Consider the following 17,690-nt stretch of genomic DNA (forward strand, 5'->3'; position numbering starts at 1 on the left):
GATGATGAAAACATGGCTTACGAAAACTTAAAAGCCCAAATTGCTGAGTATAACAAACTTTGTGACGAAAAAAGTGCAAAAACTCCAGAACGTCAAAATTTAAAATATAACCGTGTATACACACCAGTTGATATTGAAGGTTTTGATTATGAACGTGATTTGGGTATGCCTGGCGAATTCCCTTACACTCGTGGTGTACAACCTACTATGTACCGTGGTCGTTTCTGGACAATGCGTATGTATGCAGGCTTCGCAACAGCTGAAGAATCCAACAAACGTTACCGCTACCTAATCGAGTCTGGTGCGACTGGTCTTTCTTGTGCATTTGACTTACCTACTCAAATCGGTTATGACTCTGACGATGCAGTTGCAGAAGGCGAAGTTGGTAAAGTAGGTGTAGCGATTGACTCCTTGGCAGATATGGAAATCTTGTTCGACGGCATCGACCTTGGCAAAGTATCCACTTCCATGACAATCAACGCTCCAGCATCCGTTTTGTTGGCAATGTACATTGCAGTAGCTGAAAAACAAGGTGTACCTTCCACAGAATTGAAAGGTACAATTCAAAATGATATTTTGAAAGAATACGCAGCTCGTGGCACTTACATTTTCCCACCAAAACCATCCATGCGTTTGATCACTAATATCTTCGAATATTGTTCTCAAAATGTTCCAAAATGGAACACAATTTCTATCTCCGGTTACCACATCCGTGAAGCAGGTTCCACAGCAGCACAAGAAATCGCATTCACAATTGCTGATGGTATCGCATACGTAGAAGCAGCTTTGAAAGCTGGTCTTGATGTTGATACATTTGCTGGTCGTCTTTCCTTCTTCTGGAATGCTCATAACAACGTACTTGAAGAAGTTGCTAAATTCCGTGCATCCCGCCGTTTATGGGCAACAATCATGAAAGAACGTTTTGGTGCTAAAAAACCAAAATCCATGATGCTTCGTGTACATACTCAAACAGCTGGTTCCATGTTGACTGCACAACAAGTTGATAACAACATTGTTCGTGTTGCTCTTCAAACTGCAGCTGCTGTAATGGGCGGTACTCAATCCTTACATACAAACTCTCGTGACGAAGCTTTGGCACTTCCTACAGAAGCATCTGTACAAGTAGCTCTTCGTACTCAACAAATCGTGGCTTACGAATCTGGTTTGGCTGACGTAGTTGACCCATTGGGTGGTTCCTACTATGTAGAAGCTATGACTAACGCTATCTATGACGAAGCTATGGCATACATTAAGAAAATAGATGAAATGGGCGGCGCTGTAGTAGCAATCGAAAAAGGCTACATCCAAAAAGAAATTCAAGAATCCGCTTACAAATGGCAAATGGAAGTTGAATCTGGCTTGCGCACAATCGTTGGCGTAAACAAATTCCAAGTTGAAGAAGAAGCTCCAAAAGACTTACTTCGCGTAGATGCTTCCGTTGGTGTTAACCAATCTAAGAAAACTCAAGCAGTTCGCGCTAACCGCGATCAAGCAGCAGTTGATAAAGCATTAGCAGCTCTTAAAGCTGGTGCAGCTGATGAAAACGTTAACTTGATGCCATTAATTCTTGATGCAGTTAAAACATATGCTACTTTGGGTGAAATTTGTAATGTATTGCGCGAAGTATTCGGTGAATACGAAGCTCATTCCACATTATAATATCGGCTAATTTCGGAGGTAATTAATCATGGCAGAAAAACGTATTAGAGTAATTGTAGCAAAACCAGGTCTTGATGGTCATGACCGTGGCGCAAAAGTAGTAGCACGCGCACTTCGCGATGCTGGTTTCGAAGTAATCTACACAGGTCTTCGTCAAACTCCAGAACAAATCGTTGAAGCAGCTCTTTCTGAAGACGTTAATGTAGTTGCATTATCACTTCTTTCTGGTGCTCATAACACATTGTTCCCTAAAATTGTTGAACTTTTGAAAGAAAAAGGTATGGGCGATGTACTTGTAATTGGTGGTGGCGTTATTCCTGACGCTGATATCCCTGGTTTGAAAAAAGCTGGCGTAGCAGCAGTATTCACACCTGGTACACCAACTGGCGATATCGTTAAATTCATCAACGAAAACGTTAAATAATTAATTGGGCAAGAGAGGAGCACAACTGAATAGTTGGCTCCCCTCTATTCCCATATTTTAAGATAGGTGGTGAGGCGAGTGGATTTAGTTAAAGAACTTTTCGAAGGTTCTCGACTAGCCTTAGCACGGTCCATAACAGCTGTAGAAAACGAGTATGAAAATGCTATCGATATTATGAAGGCCATTTACCCTAAAACAGGGAATGCACGTATTCTCGGTATTACTGGGGCCCCTGGTGCTGGTAAAAGTACTTTGACTGATAAAGTTGTTAAACATTATCTAGATCAAGGTAAGAAAATCGGTATCGTTGCCATCGACCCAACTAGCCCATTCTCTGGTGGTGCTATCTTGGGGGACCGTATTCGAATGAATGATTTGACATTAAATGAGAATGTATTTATTCGAAGCATGGGCACACGTGGTAGTCTAGGCGGTTTGTCTAAAAAGACTGCGGACGTTGTAAAACTTATGGATGCCTTTGGCATGGATTTAGTAATCATTGAAACTGTTGGTGTAGGTCAATCTGAAGTAGATATTGTAAAAAATGCAGACACTACATTGGTTGTACTTGTTCCAGGTCTCGGTGATGATATCCAAGCTATTAAGGCGGGTATTCTTGAAATTGGCGATGTATTTGCTATCAATAAAGCTGACCGAGATGGTTGCGATCGTTTGAATGTAGAAATTGAAATGATGCTCGACCTAGATTCTCGTGAAGTAAAATGGCGCCCACCGATTAAGCGTACAATTGCTAGTAAAGATCAAGGCGTAGATGAACTCATCGACGCTTTAGATGAACATTTTGAGTATCTTGAAGATTCTGGTGAATTGGAATCTCGTCGGGCAGAACGTACTCGTGATGAAATCATCGCAATGATTAATGAACAAATTGGTCGTTATGTAGCTGATAAAATCGTTACTAGCGACGAATTTAATAGCCAAGTGGCAGCTGTTAATGAGCGCGAAAGCGATCCATATACAGTTGTTAACGGCGTAATGACAAGCGTGCTAAAGTAGACGGCGACTACATAGCATTAGAGATTTAGCCTTGAAAAGGAGATAATCGAAATGGCTTTTAAAGTATTACAAGTGGATCACATCGGTATTGGTGTTAATGATTTAGCAGCTACTAAAGAATTCTATAAAAATGCATTGGGAATTGAACATCTTCCTGAAGATGAAGTGGTTGAAGAACAAAAAGTAAAAGTATCCTTCTTCCCATGTGGCGATGCTGAACTTGAATTCTTAGAAACTACAACTCCAGATGGCCCTATCGGTAAATTTATCGAAAAAAATGGTGGCCGTGATGGTATCCAACACGTTGCATTGCGCGTTGATAATATTGAAAATGCTATTGCTGATTTGATGGCTAAAGGCGTTCGTATGATTGACGAAAAACCTCGTTACGGTGCAGGCGGTTCTTCCATTGCTTTCTTACATCCAAAAGCAACAGGCGGCGTATTGCTTGAATTATGTCAACGTATGAAATAATACAGTATCCAATTCACATCATTATGTATGAGTTATAGATATACATATTTATATAATTATTGGTTATATATTAAATATGTATGCATGCTTGAACTTTAATTATTAATGAAATAAAATGATACTGTAACAAGTTTTATTTGGAGGTGCTATAATGGCAACAGTGCAGGAAAAAATCGAGTTATTGCACGAGAAACTAGCTAAAGTTAAAGCTGGTGGCGGTGAAAAACGCATTGAGAAACAACATGCTCAAGGCAAAATGACTGCTCGCGAACGTTTGGCTAAGTTGTTCGATGATAACTCTTTCGTTGAACTTGAGCAATTTGTTAAACATCGTGGTGTTAACTTTGGTCAAGAAAAGAAAGAAATACCAGGCGAAGGTGTAGTAACTGGTTATGGTACTATCGACGGTCGTTTAGTATATGCATTCGCACAAGACTTCACTGTAGAAGGTGGTTCTCTTGGTGAAATGCATGCTGCTAAAATCGTTAGAGTACAACATTTAGCAATGAAAATGGGTGCACCTATCATTGGTATCAATGATTCCGGTGGTGCTCGTATTCAAGAAGCAGTAGATGCGCTTGCAGGTTACGGTAAAATTTTCTTTGAAAATACAAATGCATCTGGCGTTATTCCACAAATTTCCGTAATCATGGGTCCATGTGCAGGCGGTGCTGTATATTCTCCAGCATTGACTGACTTCATCTACATGGTTAAACACACATCTCAAATGTTCATCACTGGTCCTGCAGTTATCAAATCTGTAACTGGTGAAGAAGTAACAGCTGAAGATCTTGGTGGTGCAATGGCTCATAACTCCGTTTCCGGCGTTGCTCACTTTGCAGCTGAAAATGAAGATGATTGCATCGCTCAAATTCGCTACTTATTGAGCTTCTTGCCATCCAACAACATGGAAGATGCTCCATTAGTAGACACTGGTGATGATCCAACTCGTGAAGACGAAGGCTTAAACAGCTTGTTGCCTGATAACAGTAACATGCCTTACGACATGAAAGATGTTATCGCAGCTACTGTAGATAATGGTGAATTCTATGAAGTACAACCATTCTATGCTACAAACATCATCACTTGCTTCGCACGTTTTGATGGTCAATCCGTTGGTATCATTGCTAACCAACCAAAAGTAATGGCTGGTTGTTTGGACATCAATGCATCTGACAAATCTTCCCGTTTCATCCGTTTCTGTGATGCTTTCAATATTCCAATCGTTAACTTCGTTGACGTTCCTGGTTTCTTGCCTGGCACAAATCAAGAATGGGGCGGTATCATTCGTCATGGTGCTAAAATGTTGTATGCTTACTCTGAAGCAACAGTACCAAAAATTACTGTTATCACTCGTAAAGCATACGGCGGTTCCTACCTCGCTATGTGTTCCCAAGATTTGGGTGCTGATCAAGTATACGCTTGGCCTACATCCGAAATCGCTGTAATGGGTCCTGCTGGTGCAGCTAATATTATCTTCAAGAAAGATGAAGACAAAGACGCTAAAACAGCTCAATACGTAGAAGAGTTCGCAACTCCATACAAAGCTGCTGAACGTGGCTTCGTAGATATAGTTATCGAACCAAAACAAACTCGTCCAGCAGTTATCAACGCTTTGGCAATGCTTGCAAGCAAACGTGAAAACCGTGCTCCAAAGAAACATGGTAATATTCCATTATAATTCGATTCGGTAAACAGATCATCGAATTTGGGAGATACCTTTCTTTACTACTTTTTTAGAAAGGGGAATGATTATGGAAGGACAAGCAGTTACTACCAATCCTTGGCTAATTATGGCGATTAATATGACAGTTGTGTTTGTTGTGTTGATTCTTCTTGGCGTTCTTATGCAAATCGTACATTTAATCGATCCAACTAAGAAGAAAAAAGAAGCACCTAAAACTGAAACAACTGTTGCAGCTCCAGCAGTAGCTCCTGTTGCACCAAGTGCATCCGCTCAAAATGAGGATGAAGTAGTAGCAGCTATCGTAGGTGCCATTGTGGCGATGGGGTACTCATCTGAACAAATTGCATCTATCCGACCTACAGCAACAAGTGCTAAATGGCGCTTGGAAGGTCGTTTAAGCGGTAGAGGTTAATAAGAATTTAGGAGGCATTTTAATGAGTAATGCTACAGCAACTAACGGTAATGCTCCATCTAAAGATGTAGTAGCAGTAATCGTTGGTGCATTAGCGGCAATGGGTTATTCCGCAGATCAAATCGCGCATATCCGTCCAATCGTAAGTTATAACTGGAAAATGGAAGGTCGTTTGCGCGGTAATCGATAAGATTATTGGCTAATTAGATAATCACTGAGATTATCCAATTTATATGTGTAAAAAATTTATAAGTATTGTGTAGACATACACATTTTGGAGGAATTTAAAGATGAAAAAATTCAACGTTACAGTAAATGGCACAGCATATGATGTAGAAGTTAATGAAGTAAAAGCTGCAGCTCCTGCAGCAGCTCCTACAGCAGCTCCAGCAGCAGCTCCTAAAGCAGCTCCTGCACCAGCTCCAGCTCCAGCTGCAGCAGCAGCTCCAGTTCCAGCAGGTGCTGAAACTGTAAAAGCTCCAATGCCTGGTAAAATCTTATCTGTAGCAGTATCTGCTGGCCAAGCAGTTAAAAAAGGCGAAACTTTGTTGATTCTTGAAGCTATGAAAATGCAAAACGAAATCGCAGCTCCACATGATGCTGTAGTTGCAGAAGTTCGCGTAGCTGCTAACCAAACTGTATCCACTGGCGATGACATGGTTGTACTTGGCTAATACCAAGTTTTGTATGGCGCGGCGGTGCCGCGTCGTATAACAATTTTATATTTGTGAAAGGGGAACGCATATGGAGGCTTTTGCTGTTGCGATTCAATCCGTTATTAACGATAGCGGATTCCTCGCATTTACAACAGGCAATGCTATTATGATTCTTGTAGGTTTGATCCTATTGTACTTGGCATTTGCTAAAGAGTTTGAACCATTATTGTTGGGTCCGATTGCGTTTGGGTGTATTCTTGCTAATATTCCTCGTAATGGCTTCGAAGAAGGCGTTATGTCACTTATTAGCGCAGGTATCTCTCAAGAAATCTTCCCACCTTTAATTTTCCTTGGCGTAGGTGCAATGACTGACTTTGGTCCACTCATTGCGAATCCTAAAACATTGCTTTTAGGTGCTGCTGCTCAAATCGGTGTATTCGTTGCTCTTGGCGGTGCAATGATGCTTGGCTTTACAGCTCAAGAAGCAGCTGCAATCGGTATCATCGGTGGTGCTGACGGTCCTACATCTATTTACTTAGCTACTAAGCTAGCTCCTCATTTATTAGGTGCTATTGCGGTTGCCGCATATTCCTATATGTCCTTGGTACCGTTGATTCAACCACCTGTAATGAAATTATTCACTACGCAAAAAGAACGTGAAATTGTTATGGAACAATTGCGTGAAGTTACACGTTTTGAAAAAATCGTGTTCCCAATCGTTGCAACGATCTTCATTTCCTTATTGCTTCCTTCCATTACATCTCTTTTAGGTATGTTGATGTTAGGTAACTTGTTCCGTGAATCTGGCGTAACTGAGCGTTTGTCTGATACTTCTCAAAATGCGTTGATCAATACTGTTACTATCTTCTTAGCAACTGGTACTGGTTTAACAATGAGTGCGGAACATTTCTTAAGCTTACAAACAATTCTTATTATTGGTTTAGGTTTGGTTGCATTTATCGGTGGTACTGCTGGTGGCGTATTATTCGGTAAATTGATGAGCTTTGTTGATGGTGGTAAAACTAATCCACTTATTGGCTCTGCAGGTGTATCCGCGGTTCCAATGGCAGCTCGTGTATCTCAAGTAGTAGGTGCGAAAGCTAACCCAGCTAACTTCTTGCTCATGCATGCCATGGGTCCTAACGTGGCTGGCGTTATCGGTACAGCAGTAGCAGCAGGTACAATGCTTGCTATGTTGTCTAGCCGCTAATAATTAAATAATTATTCACCAAGGTGTACCTAAATAGGTACACCTATTGGTGAATAAAAAAGCCCTTATGAATTATGTAATCATACATAAAAAGGGAATATTTGCAATAAATGCTTTCAGATCGGTCATTAGGTGATTAGCAAGATTTCACAGAATAACCTTCTAGTGCTTTTAATATAGTAGAGGTGGTCGCTTGTTATCAATTGAATTAAAAATACTGATTTGTTTTATTTGGGCATTTATTGTATTTTTTATTACTGCACTGATTATCGGTAATGAAGGAAAAGCCAAATGGTTTCAACGAAGAACTAAATATACGTGGTTTAATCGCCGAGGATTTTTAGGAGAATCGTTACTTTTTGGCTATCCTAAAACGAAAGAGGGGTATGGGATTACCTTTTTAATGGCTGCTGCTATTGCTATAGTAGGCTATGTCTTATATCTTATCTAATACAATCAGTGCATTTCTCTGAAGGGAGATGATGATGTATGGGTACTGCAGAACAAACCTTAATCGTCCTCGCAGTCATGGCTGTTTTATTTGTTACGGAAATTATTCCTTTAGCTATTACTTCTTTAGGCGGTGCTATTACGTTTGGCCTTATGGGGATTATTACTCCTAAGGTTGTATTCTCTGGTTTATCTGATAGTACAGTTGTGTTGTTCGCTGGCATGTTCGTTGTTGGTGCTGCATTATTCTACACTGGTTTAGCCCAAAAAATTGGTGAAACAGTAGTATCTCATGCAGGTACTAGCGAAAATAGCTTAATGCTTGCTATTATGGTTGTTACAGCAACTATGTCTGCATTCTTGTCCAACACTGGTACAACTGCTGCTTTACTTCCAGTAGTTGTTGGTATCTGTGCTGTTGCAAAAATTCCTGCGTCTCGCCAATTGATGCCTTTAGCATTTGCTGCAGGTATTGGTGGTATCATTACAATGGTTGGTACACCTCCAAACATTATCGTAAGTGGTACATTATCTAAATTTGGTTTTACACCATTTGGTTTCTTCGAATTTGCTTGGATCGGTATTCCTTTAACTGTTGCTACTATCGTTTTCATGATGCTCGTTGGTAAACATTTCTTACCTAAACATGAAATTACTGATGCTGGCGATGTTGAACAAGAAGTAGCAGCAGAAGATATTTCTAATGATCCAAAGAAACAAGTATACTCTGGTCTTATTCTATTAGGTGTTATTATTGTTATGATTTTAGGGGATCCTTTAAAAACACATTTTGGTATTAATCTACCATTGAGCATTGTTGCAGTTATTGGTGCAATGCTTTGTGTTTTGACTGGTTGCTTGAATGAAAAACAAGCTTACACATCCATTGACTGGGTAACAATTTTCTTATTCGCTGGTATGATGCCTGTAGCAACTGCACTTGATCAATCTGGTGCAGGTAAAATGATTGCTAATGCAGTAATCGGCATTATGGGTTCCGATCCTAGCCCTTACTTTGCAACAGCAGTATTATTTGCATTGTCTTGTATCATGACTCAATTCATGTCTAACACTGCATCTTGTGCATTGTTGGCTCCTATCGGTATCTCTATTGCTCAAGGTATGGGCGCAGACCCTCATGCTGTATTGATGGCTATCGGCGTTGCTGCATCTTGTGCATTCGGTACACCTGTAGGTACACCTCCAAATACTTTAGTACTTGGTCCTGGTCAATACAAATTTACAGACTATGTAAAAGCGGGCGTTCCATTGATCTTAGTTTGCTTCGTAGTAAGCTTAATTATTATTCCAATGGTATGGCCATTCTTCCCTGGTAAATAATAGGGGATAGGTTACTCTACTATAAGAGCACTGACGAGGTCGAATCGTAAGATTCGACCTCGTTTTTTATGATAATGAATATTGATAATTAAATTCCTAGTATAATACTAAGTATTTTAATTAAAATGATAATTAGTACATTCTCATTTATTGAGTATAATACTCATTTAATTAAATGAAAAATAATATCAAAATAAAGAAAAATATAGGTTTTTTATGACAAAAAGGAACAATTGTTATGCAAAAAAATATACATTTTTTTATCATTTTCATTTGACTTTCAATTAGAACTGTGTGATAATGAGAACATAAGTTGAGGCAAGTGCCTTTCTAAATGATAATAAAAGTTCTAATCTATATTTTTGACGGAGGTCCTAATTATGAGAGTTATTGCTGATGGTTGCATTAAATGTGGTTCTTGCGCATCTGTTTGCCCAGTTTCCTGCATTACTGAAGGCGAAACTAAATACGAAATTGGCGATGCTTGCATCGATTGCGGTTCTTGCGAATCCGTTTGCCCAGTATCTGTAATTTCCGCTGAGTAATCACAAATAAAACATGCCCCTCATTGAGGGGCTTTTTATTTTGCCTAAAATTGTGTAACTTAGTATAATAGGACTATTAAGATATATATTTTAGTAAGGGAGTTAATCTTGTTTTATACTGTACTAATTATTTGGCTTTTATTAGACCAATTATCTAAATATTATGTAATGAATCATTTTTTGTTAGGTGAATCAATACCAGTTATTCCTAATGTATTCCATTTAACCTATATTATTAATCGCGGTGCTGCTTTTGGGATGCTAGCAAATCAACGTTGGTTCTTTTTGCTTGTAGCAGTCATTCTGCTTGGTGCATGTGCTTACTATTGGAAGCGCTTGTCTAAAGGGCCCTGGACATTGCAAATTGGATCTGCTTTATTAGTTGCTGGCGCCATTGGCAATGGTATTGACCGATATATGATTCACGGTGTTGTGGATTTCTTTGATTTCCGCATATGGCCTATTTTTAATATTGCAGATATCGGTATTTGTGTAGGGGTAGCTCTTGTGGTTTATCATTTATTCACTGTGAAAGAAGACAATAAATAATTGATACTTTCAATATTCTGTAAGATTTTTGAAACTGTAGACATATCTTGGAAACCGGGGACATATATTATATATAATACGTAATTATAGAGAGGTAGAGGATGAACGAATATATTGTTAGTGCTGAACAAGAAGGCATGAGACTAGACGTGTTTTTAACAGAGCAGATGGAAGGTTCTCGTAGCTATATTCAAAGCTTAATTAAAGGTGGGCACGTTACCGTTGGTGGCAAAATAGGAAAGGCCAATCTTCGTCTTACCCCTAATATGGTCATTCAAGTAGAGATTCCTGAACCTGAATCCGTAGAGGTAAAGCCTGAAGATATTCCATTAGATGTATTGTACGAAGACCATGATATTATCATTGTAAATAAACCACGTGGTATGGTGGTGCACCCCGCAGTAGGTAACTATTCGGGTACACTTGTAAATGCCTTATTATTCCATTGTAAAGATTTATCTGGTATCAATGGTGAAATTAGACCTGGCATCGTTCATCGTTTAGATAAAGATACGTCTGGTGTTATGATGGCTGCTAAGAATGATGCGGCCCATCTTGGACTGGCGGAACAAGTAAAGGAGCATTCTGCAAAACGTACATATTGGGCGCTAGTACAAGGTAATATCGTAGAAGAAAAGGGCACCATTAAGGCTCCTATTGGTAGACATCCTAAGGATCGTATGAAAATGGCGGTAGTCTTTGAAAATAGTAAAGATGCAGTTACTCATTTCAAGGTATTGGAGCGTTATGGTCATCAAACCTTGGTAGAGTGTAATCTAGAGACTGGTAGAACGCATCAAATTCGCGTTCATTTTGCTCATATTGGGCATCCTGTTGTTAACGATCCATTCTACGGCTATCGTCGCATGGATTTTCCTATTGAAGGGCAAGCGTTACATTCTCGTTCTTTAGATGTTAAACATCCAATTACGGGGGAAGACATGCATTTTGAGGCACCAGTACCAGCTGATTTTGAGGCGTGTTTGGAATTCGCTAAGACTTATCGTGAAGATAAACGAAAATAATCCGATAGAATACATTTTGTACTTAGTTTACTACTTATTTGTATATAGGGGCATAGAGATATCTATGCTGTAAGGGCGTATATATGGAAAAGAAACGCTTATTGATGGACCAAGACGCTATTATGCGTGCTGTTCGTCGTATAAGTCATGAAATTTTAGAACGCAATAAAGGTTTATCTGATGCACTTATTGTCGGTATTGAACGACGAGGTGTTATCCTGGCAAAACGGTTACAAGCTGAAATCGAGCGCATTGAAGGTATACATATTGATTGTGAGTCTTTAAATGTTGCTATTTACCGTGATGATCGTGATGCCTGTCCTAAAGAAGGGGAGCCTTGTACGATCGATACAACAGAGAAGACGATTATCCTTGTGGATGATGTGCTATATACAGGTCGTACCATTCGTGCTGCCTTAAATGCATTGATGACAGCAGGTAGACCTAAATCTATTCAACTAGCGGTACTTGTCGATCGTGGTCATCGAGAACTACCTATTCGAGCAGATTATGTAGGTAAAAATATTCCTACGTCTCATCTTGAAAGCGTACGCGTTACTGTCGCTGAATTAGATGGTGAAGAAGGGGTTACAATACAGGAATAACCTGTATTGTAACCCCTTTTTTGAGTTCCTCTGTTTTACGATACTTTACTTGTATAGATCTACATAATAGAGTACGTAAGTACTTGTAAATCAGTTACTTAATATATGCGGTGTATAGTTTTAAATAATAGAGTACGTAAGCACTTGTAAAATAGTTACTTAATATATTGCGGTGTATAGGTATAGTCTTTATGACCTATACGATTACTTTCATTATGGAAGCATAAAGCTTGTATATCGGTAGCTAACGTATCGATATGATGCATTGTTTGTCCTAATGCGCTTAGTTTATTAGTTGCTTTAGCCCATTTTTGAATAATTGGTATTTTGTATTCGTTACGGAGCCATTGACGACCTCGATTGTTAAAGGCTAATAGTCGAGCATATTGAGGACCTGCTTCCATGGCATTTTGTAATATATCTTTTGTTATACCTAGTGTGAGATAAGCGCCCATGCGTTGTAAGCGGGCATAGGTATAGCGCTTTGATTTAATTTCTTCTGTGGCCGCAGTCCAAGAGGACTGTTGAGCTGCTTTTGACCATAAATGTTCAATTCCTTCGCTGAAATCACCGAATTTTTCTAGCTCGTTTGGGGATGTACGCCGACTTAAGCAGTGTACTATGTCATGGTAACGGGTATACTTTACATAATTACCGTTTCCTATTACTTGAGTCATATCTGATGTAATTGAGGAAGGAATTGTAGATTGAAGTTGAGAGGATAGATTACCAGTGCTAGTGATAAGTTGACGCAATGCTGTACCAGATGGTAATCCGTCAGTAATCGTTTCTTCGTGATGATTAGAAGTACGTAATATAGGTATGTATTCAAGTTTTGAATTATACGCCAAGCCTGCTCGAATATATTCAAGTCCTAATAATGCATTCGGTGTATTGAGTATTTCCGTATGTAAAGCTTTGCGGAAAGCAGCACCATAGGACATGCCTTCGTTAATATATGTCCGCAACTGCACTTGCGTACTTTCATAATCCATACGTTTGGCTATGTCCATGAGAGCGTCTAAATCAGCTGTTTCAGAACCAAAGGAGAGAGCATCAATAGCGAGTGCTTTCACCATGCGAATGGCACCAGTCCCAAATAATTGTGCGCTACCTGTGGAATAGAGGGTAGGTAACTCGATGACAATATCTGCACCACCGAGAATGGCCCAACGAGCACGATCAAATTTGGAGAAAATCGCCGGTTCCCCACGTTGTACAAAGGAGCCACTCATGATACAAATGAGCAGGGCATCTGGGTGTAGCTGTGCTAAGGTATGCAGTTGATGAGCGTGACCATTGTGAAATGGATTGTATTCGCAGATAATACCGATTGTTTTCATAGTGACTCCTTTCGTTAGTGTTAGTGTAACAAAGCCTATAGATACTGTAAATAAATTTTAAGGATATGAAGATAAAAAGAGCCATTGTACGCATAAAATTGTGTGTTAATATAAAGTTTTTTGTAGATTTTCTTGGCTCTATAGGCTATAATTAACTGTAAATGCTGAATTGATGTGAGGTATATGATGAAACAAAATTGGAAACGTACATTACAAGGGGCTCTGCTCGGTGCTGCGCTACTAGCAATGGCGGGATGTGGCTCAAATAATGTAATGGATACATATAGTTTTGGCCATCAAGTTATCCGTGCTGGTCAATCTGAGATTACCATCGCTTTGCCTTATGAAATGGGTAAAAGTACAAAAAATATGACTGATGATGGGTATCCTATTGATATCTATGGATCCGTTACAGATCATATGGTAATTGAAGTTGAAGCTATGCGTGCTGGTGAAAATAAACCATTGCCTACGGTAGATGAATTTTTAAATCGTAGCAAGGCTGAGTTTACTAAACTAGGGGCAACCATCAAGGAAGAGTCCGTATCATTGGGTGGGACATCTGCTAAGAAGTTAGATGTAACGTATGCAACGCAAGGACAAACATTTAGATTTTCTCAATACGTATTCTTGGATCAAGGCGTATTGTGGAATATAATCTACCAATATCCTGAAAAGGATCAGGTAGGCGCTGATATCAGCAAAGAAATTCAAAACAAGATTCAAGTTACACAACAGAAAGAGGGTTAATCGATGAACGTATTAGTAGTTAACTGCGGTAGTTCTTCCTTGAAATATCAATTACTTGATATGACAACTGAAACAGAATTGGCAAAAGGTCTTTTTGAAAAGATTGGTGATCAAGACGCTATCTTTACTCACAAACGTCCTAACGCGGAAAAATTAGAACGCGTTGAACCAATTTTGAACCATAAAGAAGCTCTTCGCATTTTGCTTGATATTTTAGTTGATGCTGAATATGGTGTAATTAATTCTATGGACGAAATCGACGCTGTTGGTCACCGTGTAGTACATGGCGGTGAAAAATTTGCTGACTCCGTATTGATCACTCCAGCTGTTATGGAAGCATTAGAAGAATGCTGTGCATTGGCTCCATTGCATAACCCACCAAACATTCAAGGTATCGAAGCTTGCCAAGCTATCATGCCTAACGTTCCACAAGTTGGTGTATTCGATACTGCATTCCACCAAACAATGCCTAAAGAAGCTTATATGTATGCGCTTCCTTACGAATACTATGAAGATTATGGTATCCGTCGTTATGGCTTCCATGGTACATCCCATAAATATGTTGCACAACGTTGTGCTGAATTGATGGGTAAACATATGTCTGATCTTCGCATCATCACATGTCACTTAGGTAACGGTTCTTCTGTTGCTGCTATTAAAGGTGGTCGCTCCATCGATACAACAATGGGCTTCACTCCATTGTCTGGCTTGATCATGGGTACTCGTACTGGTGATATTGACCCAGCTATCGTTCCATTCTTGATGAATAAAACTGGTATGAACTACGAAGAAGTAGACACTATCATGAATAAAAAATCCGGTGTACTTGGTATTTCCGGCGTGTCTAATGACTTCCGTGTTATCGAGGAAGCAGCAGCTAATGGTAACAAACGCGCTCAATTAGCATTGAACATGTTCCATTACAAAGTTCGCCGTGTAATTGGTGCGTTCGCAGCCGTTATGGGCGGTGTTGATGCTATCGTATTCACAGCTGGTATCGGTGAAAACGGTATTGGTAACCGTGACGCAATCTGCAACGGCTTAGAATACTTAGGCACTCGTATTGATTCCGAACGCAATAATATTCGTGGTAAAGAACAAGAAATCAGTGCTGAAGGCTCTAAAGTTAAAATCTTCGTAATCCCTACAAACGAAGAAATCATGATTGCTCGCGATACTCAACGTATTACAGCAGCTTTGAAAAAATAATATAGTTCATATCTGAACTAAGTGACTAATAGAGTCATTAAACCCCGTCTATATCTTTGATATGGGCGGGGTTTTTGTAGTTTTTATGTATAGAATATCTTATAATAGGATGTATAGTTATTAAGTAGGGATTTATTTAAAAGGGGTAAAGCATGACGGTATTATATGAAGAGAAATCCCAGCGTGCTAAAAGTGCAGAGTTATTAGTTACATTTTTTGTACTGTTGTTACTTTGTGCCGTAGCGTACACAACGTATCGTAGTATTCAATTACAAACGGTATTATTAGCTGAGTATTTCATTGAAATTATGGCTATCATTGTTATTGTTAAACAAGCGGTTAGTCGATATACATATATTTTGACAGATACAAAACTTGTCATTGAAGAATCTTCTTTCTTTAGAAGACGTCATTTTGAAGTAGATTATGACATGATCGATGGGGTATTTAAGTTTGAGCGCGAGCTATTATCGAATATTAAATATCGCTACAAATATAGAAAATGCTCCACCTCTGATCCACGTCCAATCTGGTCTTTGGTGTATGCCATCGTAGACGGCAATAAGGTTAAGAATGGTCGCTTATTGTTGAAAGCAGAAGATAGATTCTTTGAAATTTTAGAAGAAAAAGTTCCAGGCCGTATTCGTGTGCCACAAGCAGATATCGTCTTTTATGCAGCAGTTCGTGCTGATGCGGTAAAACACGGTGAAGATGTACAAGAATATTATAAAAAATTAACGTCTTCCGCGGAGGAGTACAAAGATACTTCTGACGAAATTAAATAATCATGGATGCATTATTACGGTAAAGAGAGTTTGTATTACATAGAAGGAGTGCATATGGCTGGATTGTATTTGGCGAGCCAATCACCACGCAGAACTGAATTATTAACACAAGTTGGTATTGATCATACCGTAGTACCAAGTAGTTACGAAGAACCTAATGAAGGTTACGATAGCCCTATTGAGATGGTAAAAGCGCAAGCTCTAGGTAAAGCTCGTTGTGCTGTAGGCGTTCCTGAAGGTGGCATTGTACTAGGTGCAGATACTATTGTGGTCTTAGATAACGAAGTGTTAGGTAAACCTCACGATGAAGCTGATGCACGGCAAATGCTAGAACGTTTGTCGGGAAGAGTTCATTCCGTAGTAACTGGCGTAGCACTTCTCATTAAAGGGGACGAAGTAGTATTTCACAATGAAACAAAGGTGTATTTCAAAGAATTAGCACCTTTTGAAATTGAATCTTACATTGCTAGTGGGGAGCCTATGGATAAAGCGGGCGCCTATGGAATTCAAGGTAAAGGAGCACTTTGGGTAGAGAAAATAGAAGGCTCTTATACCAATGTAGTAGGATTGCCAGTTGAACAGGTATACGACGAACTATGCAAAGCCTTAGGAGCTAAATAACTCTATCCTATTATAGCTATAATGTTATAATTGGCTGTGCTGTGCTGTGCTGTGCTAGAAATATATAAAGAGAGTAGATGTGTTGGTTACTTGATTGATAGATGGGGTTATCTATTTGAATGGAGAGATTCTATGGAAGTACCAACAGTAAGTGTAAAAGACATGTTACCCTTTCAACGGCCGCGAGAGAAGTTTCTTAGGCTCGGACCATCTCATATGGCAATGGAGGAGTTACTAGCTATTTTATTGCGAACTGGCGTAAAAGGGCAGTCCGCCATATCACTGGCTAGTAATATTGTGCAATCCTTTGACGATGGTGTATATGGTCTCAATCGAATGACCGTTGAAAATCTCGTGAAAATTAAAGGCATTGGCACGGATAAAGCGGTGACTCTATGTGCAGCTCTTGAGATGGGAAGAAGACTAGGGGAACTAAAAATTAAGGAAACATACGAAGATTTTTCACAGCCTTTTGTTATAGCCCAATACGTAATGGAACGACTGCGTCACGAAGATGTTGAACATGTATGGGCTGCTATGTTGACCTCTCGAAATAAGCTTATTCAGTTAGAACATATTTCTAATGGTGGCTTAGTATCGAGTCTCGTAGAGCAACGGGCGGTCTTTAAAAAGGCTATAGCCTGTAATGCGGCGGCTATTATCTTGATTCATAACCATCCGTCAGGAGATAGTCGGCCTAGTGATGAAGATATACGCCTTACCAAGTTATTTGTCAGTGCTGGTCAATTTATGGGGATTCCTGTACTTGATCATATCGTTATAGGGGACAATGAATTTACTAGCCTCAGTGAGATAGGCAAACTTAGCTAGCGATCAGTGAGATAGACAAACTTAGCTAGCGAAATGAAATATTAGAAAATCATAAATTTTTAGGCTCATATATTAACAAAAAAGCACTCATTTTGTT

General features: G+C 39.4%; 21 protein-coding genes. 20 read left to right on the top strand and 1 reads right to left on the bottom strand.

What is annotated here, in order from left to right; all coding sequences use genetic code 11:
* The first annotated feature begins 12 nt into the window (after positions 1-12).
* The 15 genes from RWZ05_RS03045 to pyrR all read left to right on the top strand — a co-directional run bounded on the left by RWZ05_RS03045 (position 13) and on the right by pyrR (position 12,054).
* The gene (locus RWZ05_RS03045) at positions 13-1,659 is read left to right on the top strand and encodes a methylmalonyl-CoA mutase (RefSeq protein ID WP_005386006.1); all 1,647 of its coding nucleotides are present in this window, start codon (positions 13-15) and stop codon (positions 1,657-1,659) included.
* A gap of 28 nt (positions 1,660-1,687) precedes the next feature.
* Positions 1,688-2,083, top strand: a complete 396-nt coding sequence (locus RWZ05_RS03050) for a cobalamin B12-binding domain-containing protein (RefSeq protein WP_060923999.1) — start codon at positions 1,688-1,690, stop codon at positions 2,081-2,083.
* A gap of 78 nt (positions 2,084-2,161) precedes the next feature.
* A complete protein-coding gene (gene meaB / locus RWZ05_RS03055; protein WP_060923998.1) occupies positions 2,162-3,100 on the top strand; it encodes a methylmalonyl Co-A mutase-associated GTPase MeaB in 939 nt (312 codons plus the stop codon).
* Positions 3,101-3,151: 51 nt separating this feature from the next.
* Positions 3,152-3,574, top strand: a complete 423-nt coding sequence (mce, locus tag RWZ05_RS03060) for a methylmalonyl-CoA epimerase (RefSeq protein WP_005386012.1) — start codon at positions 3,152-3,154, stop codon at positions 3,572-3,574.
* Between the two features lie 151 nt (positions 3,575-3,725).
* Complete coding sequence (locus RWZ05_RS03065) at positions 3,726-5,255, top strand: carboxyl transferase domain-containing protein (RefSeq protein ID WP_314641999.1); 1,530 nt, start codon at positions 3,726-3,728, stop codon at positions 5,253-5,255.
* Positions 5,256-5,328: 73 nt separating this feature from the next.
* The gene (locus RWZ05_RS03070) at positions 5,329-5,673 is read left to right on the top strand and encodes an OadG family protein (protein ID WP_314642002.1); all 345 of its coding nucleotides are present in this window, start codon (positions 5,329-5,331) and stop codon (positions 5,671-5,673) included.
* A gap of 22 nt (positions 5,674-5,695) precedes the next feature.
* Entirely contained in the window at positions 5,696-5,863 is a 168-nt protein-coding gene (locus RWZ05_RS03075) for a hypothetical protein (protein WP_314642003.1), read from the top strand.
* Between the two features lie 100 nt (positions 5,864-5,963).
* The gene (locus tag RWZ05_RS03080) at positions 5,964-6,347 is read left to right on the top strand and encodes a biotin/lipoyl-containing protein (RefSeq protein ID WP_314642005.1); all 384 of its coding nucleotides are present in this window, start codon (positions 5,964-5,966) and stop codon (positions 6,345-6,347) included.
* A 70-nt stretch (positions 6,348-6,417) separates the two neighbouring features.
* The gene (locus RWZ05_RS03085; RefSeq protein ID WP_314642007.1) at positions 6,418-7,539 is read left to right on the top strand and encodes a sodium ion-translocating decarboxylase subunit beta; all 1,122 of its coding nucleotides are present in this window, start codon (positions 6,418-6,420) and stop codon (positions 7,537-7,539) included.
* 193 nt (positions 7,540-7,732) lie between these two features.
* Positions 7,733-7,990, top strand: a complete 258-nt coding sequence (locus RWZ05_RS03090) for a hypothetical protein (protein ID WP_314642009.1) — start codon at positions 7,733-7,735, stop codon at positions 7,988-7,990.
* Between the two features lie 38 nt (positions 7,991-8,028).
* Positions 8,029-9,330: an SLC13 family permease gene (locus RWZ05_RS03095; RefSeq protein WP_314642010.1), complete on the top strand. Its 1,302-nt coding sequence runs from the start codon at positions 8,029-8,031 to the stop codon at positions 9,328-9,330.
* A gap of 380 nt (positions 9,331-9,710) precedes the next feature.
* On the top strand, positions 9,711-9,875 hold the full coding sequence (locus RWZ05_RS03100; RefSeq protein WP_004696472.1) for a DUF362 domain-containing protein: 165 nt from the start codon (positions 9,711-9,713) through the stop codon (positions 9,873-9,875).
* A gap of 108 nt (positions 9,876-9,983) precedes the next feature.
* Entirely contained in the window at positions 9,984-10,424 is a 441-nt protein-coding gene (lspA, locus tag RWZ05_RS03105; RefSeq protein WP_314642012.1) for a signal peptidase II, read from the top strand.
* A 101-nt stretch (positions 10,425-10,525) separates the two neighbouring features.
* Positions 10,526-11,449: an RluA family pseudouridine synthase gene (locus tag RWZ05_RS03110; RefSeq protein ID WP_314642014.1), complete on the top strand. Its 924-nt coding sequence runs from the start codon at positions 10,526-10,528 to the stop codon at positions 11,447-11,449.
* Positions 11,450-11,532: 83 nt separating this feature from the next.
* Positions 11,533-12,054, top strand: a complete 522-nt coding sequence (gene pyrR / locus RWZ05_RS03115) for a bifunctional pyr operon transcriptional regulator/uracil phosphoribosyltransferase PyrR (RefSeq protein WP_314642015.1) — start codon at positions 11,533-11,535, stop codon at positions 12,052-12,054.
* A 155-nt stretch (positions 12,055-12,209) separates the two neighbouring features.
* On the opposite strand, the gene RWZ05_RS03120 is transcribed toward pyrR, so the two are convergent.
* A complete protein-coding gene (locus tag RWZ05_RS03120) occupies positions 12,210-13,397 on the bottom strand; it encodes a nucleotidyltransferase family protein (protein WP_314642017.1) in 1,188 nt (395 codons plus the stop codon).
* A gap of 186 nt (positions 13,398-13,583) precedes the next feature.
* On the opposite strand from RWZ05_RS03120, the gene RWZ05_RS03125 reads away from it, so the two are divergent.
* From RWZ05_RS03125 to radC, 5 genes are all read left to right on the top strand, one after another.
* On the top strand, positions 13,584-14,147 hold the full coding sequence (locus RWZ05_RS03125; RefSeq protein ID WP_314642136.1) for a hypothetical protein: 564 nt from the start codon (positions 13,584-13,586) through the stop codon (positions 14,145-14,147).
* Between the two features lie 3 nt (positions 14,148-14,150).
* Positions 14,151-15,356: an acetate kinase gene (locus tag RWZ05_RS03130; protein ID WP_314642020.1), complete on the top strand. Its 1,206-nt coding sequence runs from the start codon at positions 14,151-14,153 to the stop codon at positions 15,354-15,356.
* 152 nt (positions 15,357-15,508) lie between these two features.
* Entirely contained in the window at positions 15,509-16,141 is a 633-nt protein-coding gene (locus tag RWZ05_RS03135) for a hypothetical protein (RefSeq protein ID WP_314642021.1), read from the top strand.
* A gap of 54 nt (positions 16,142-16,195) precedes the next feature.
* Entirely contained in the window at positions 16,196-16,762 is a 567-nt protein-coding gene (locus tag RWZ05_RS03140; RefSeq protein WP_314642022.1) for a Maf family protein, read from the top strand.
* A 132-nt stretch (positions 16,763-16,894) separates the two neighbouring features.
* A complete protein-coding gene (gene radC / locus RWZ05_RS03145; protein ID WP_314642025.1) occupies positions 16,895-17,593 on the top strand; it encodes a DNA repair protein RadC in 699 nt (232 codons plus the stop codon).
* The last annotated feature ends 97 nt before the right edge of the window (positions 17,594-17,690 follow it).

Source organism: uncultured Veillonella sp. (assembly GCF_963543145.1).
In the GTDB taxonomy this organism is placed as follows: domain Bacteria; phylum Bacillota; class Negativicutes; order Veillonellales; family Veillonellaceae; genus Veillonella.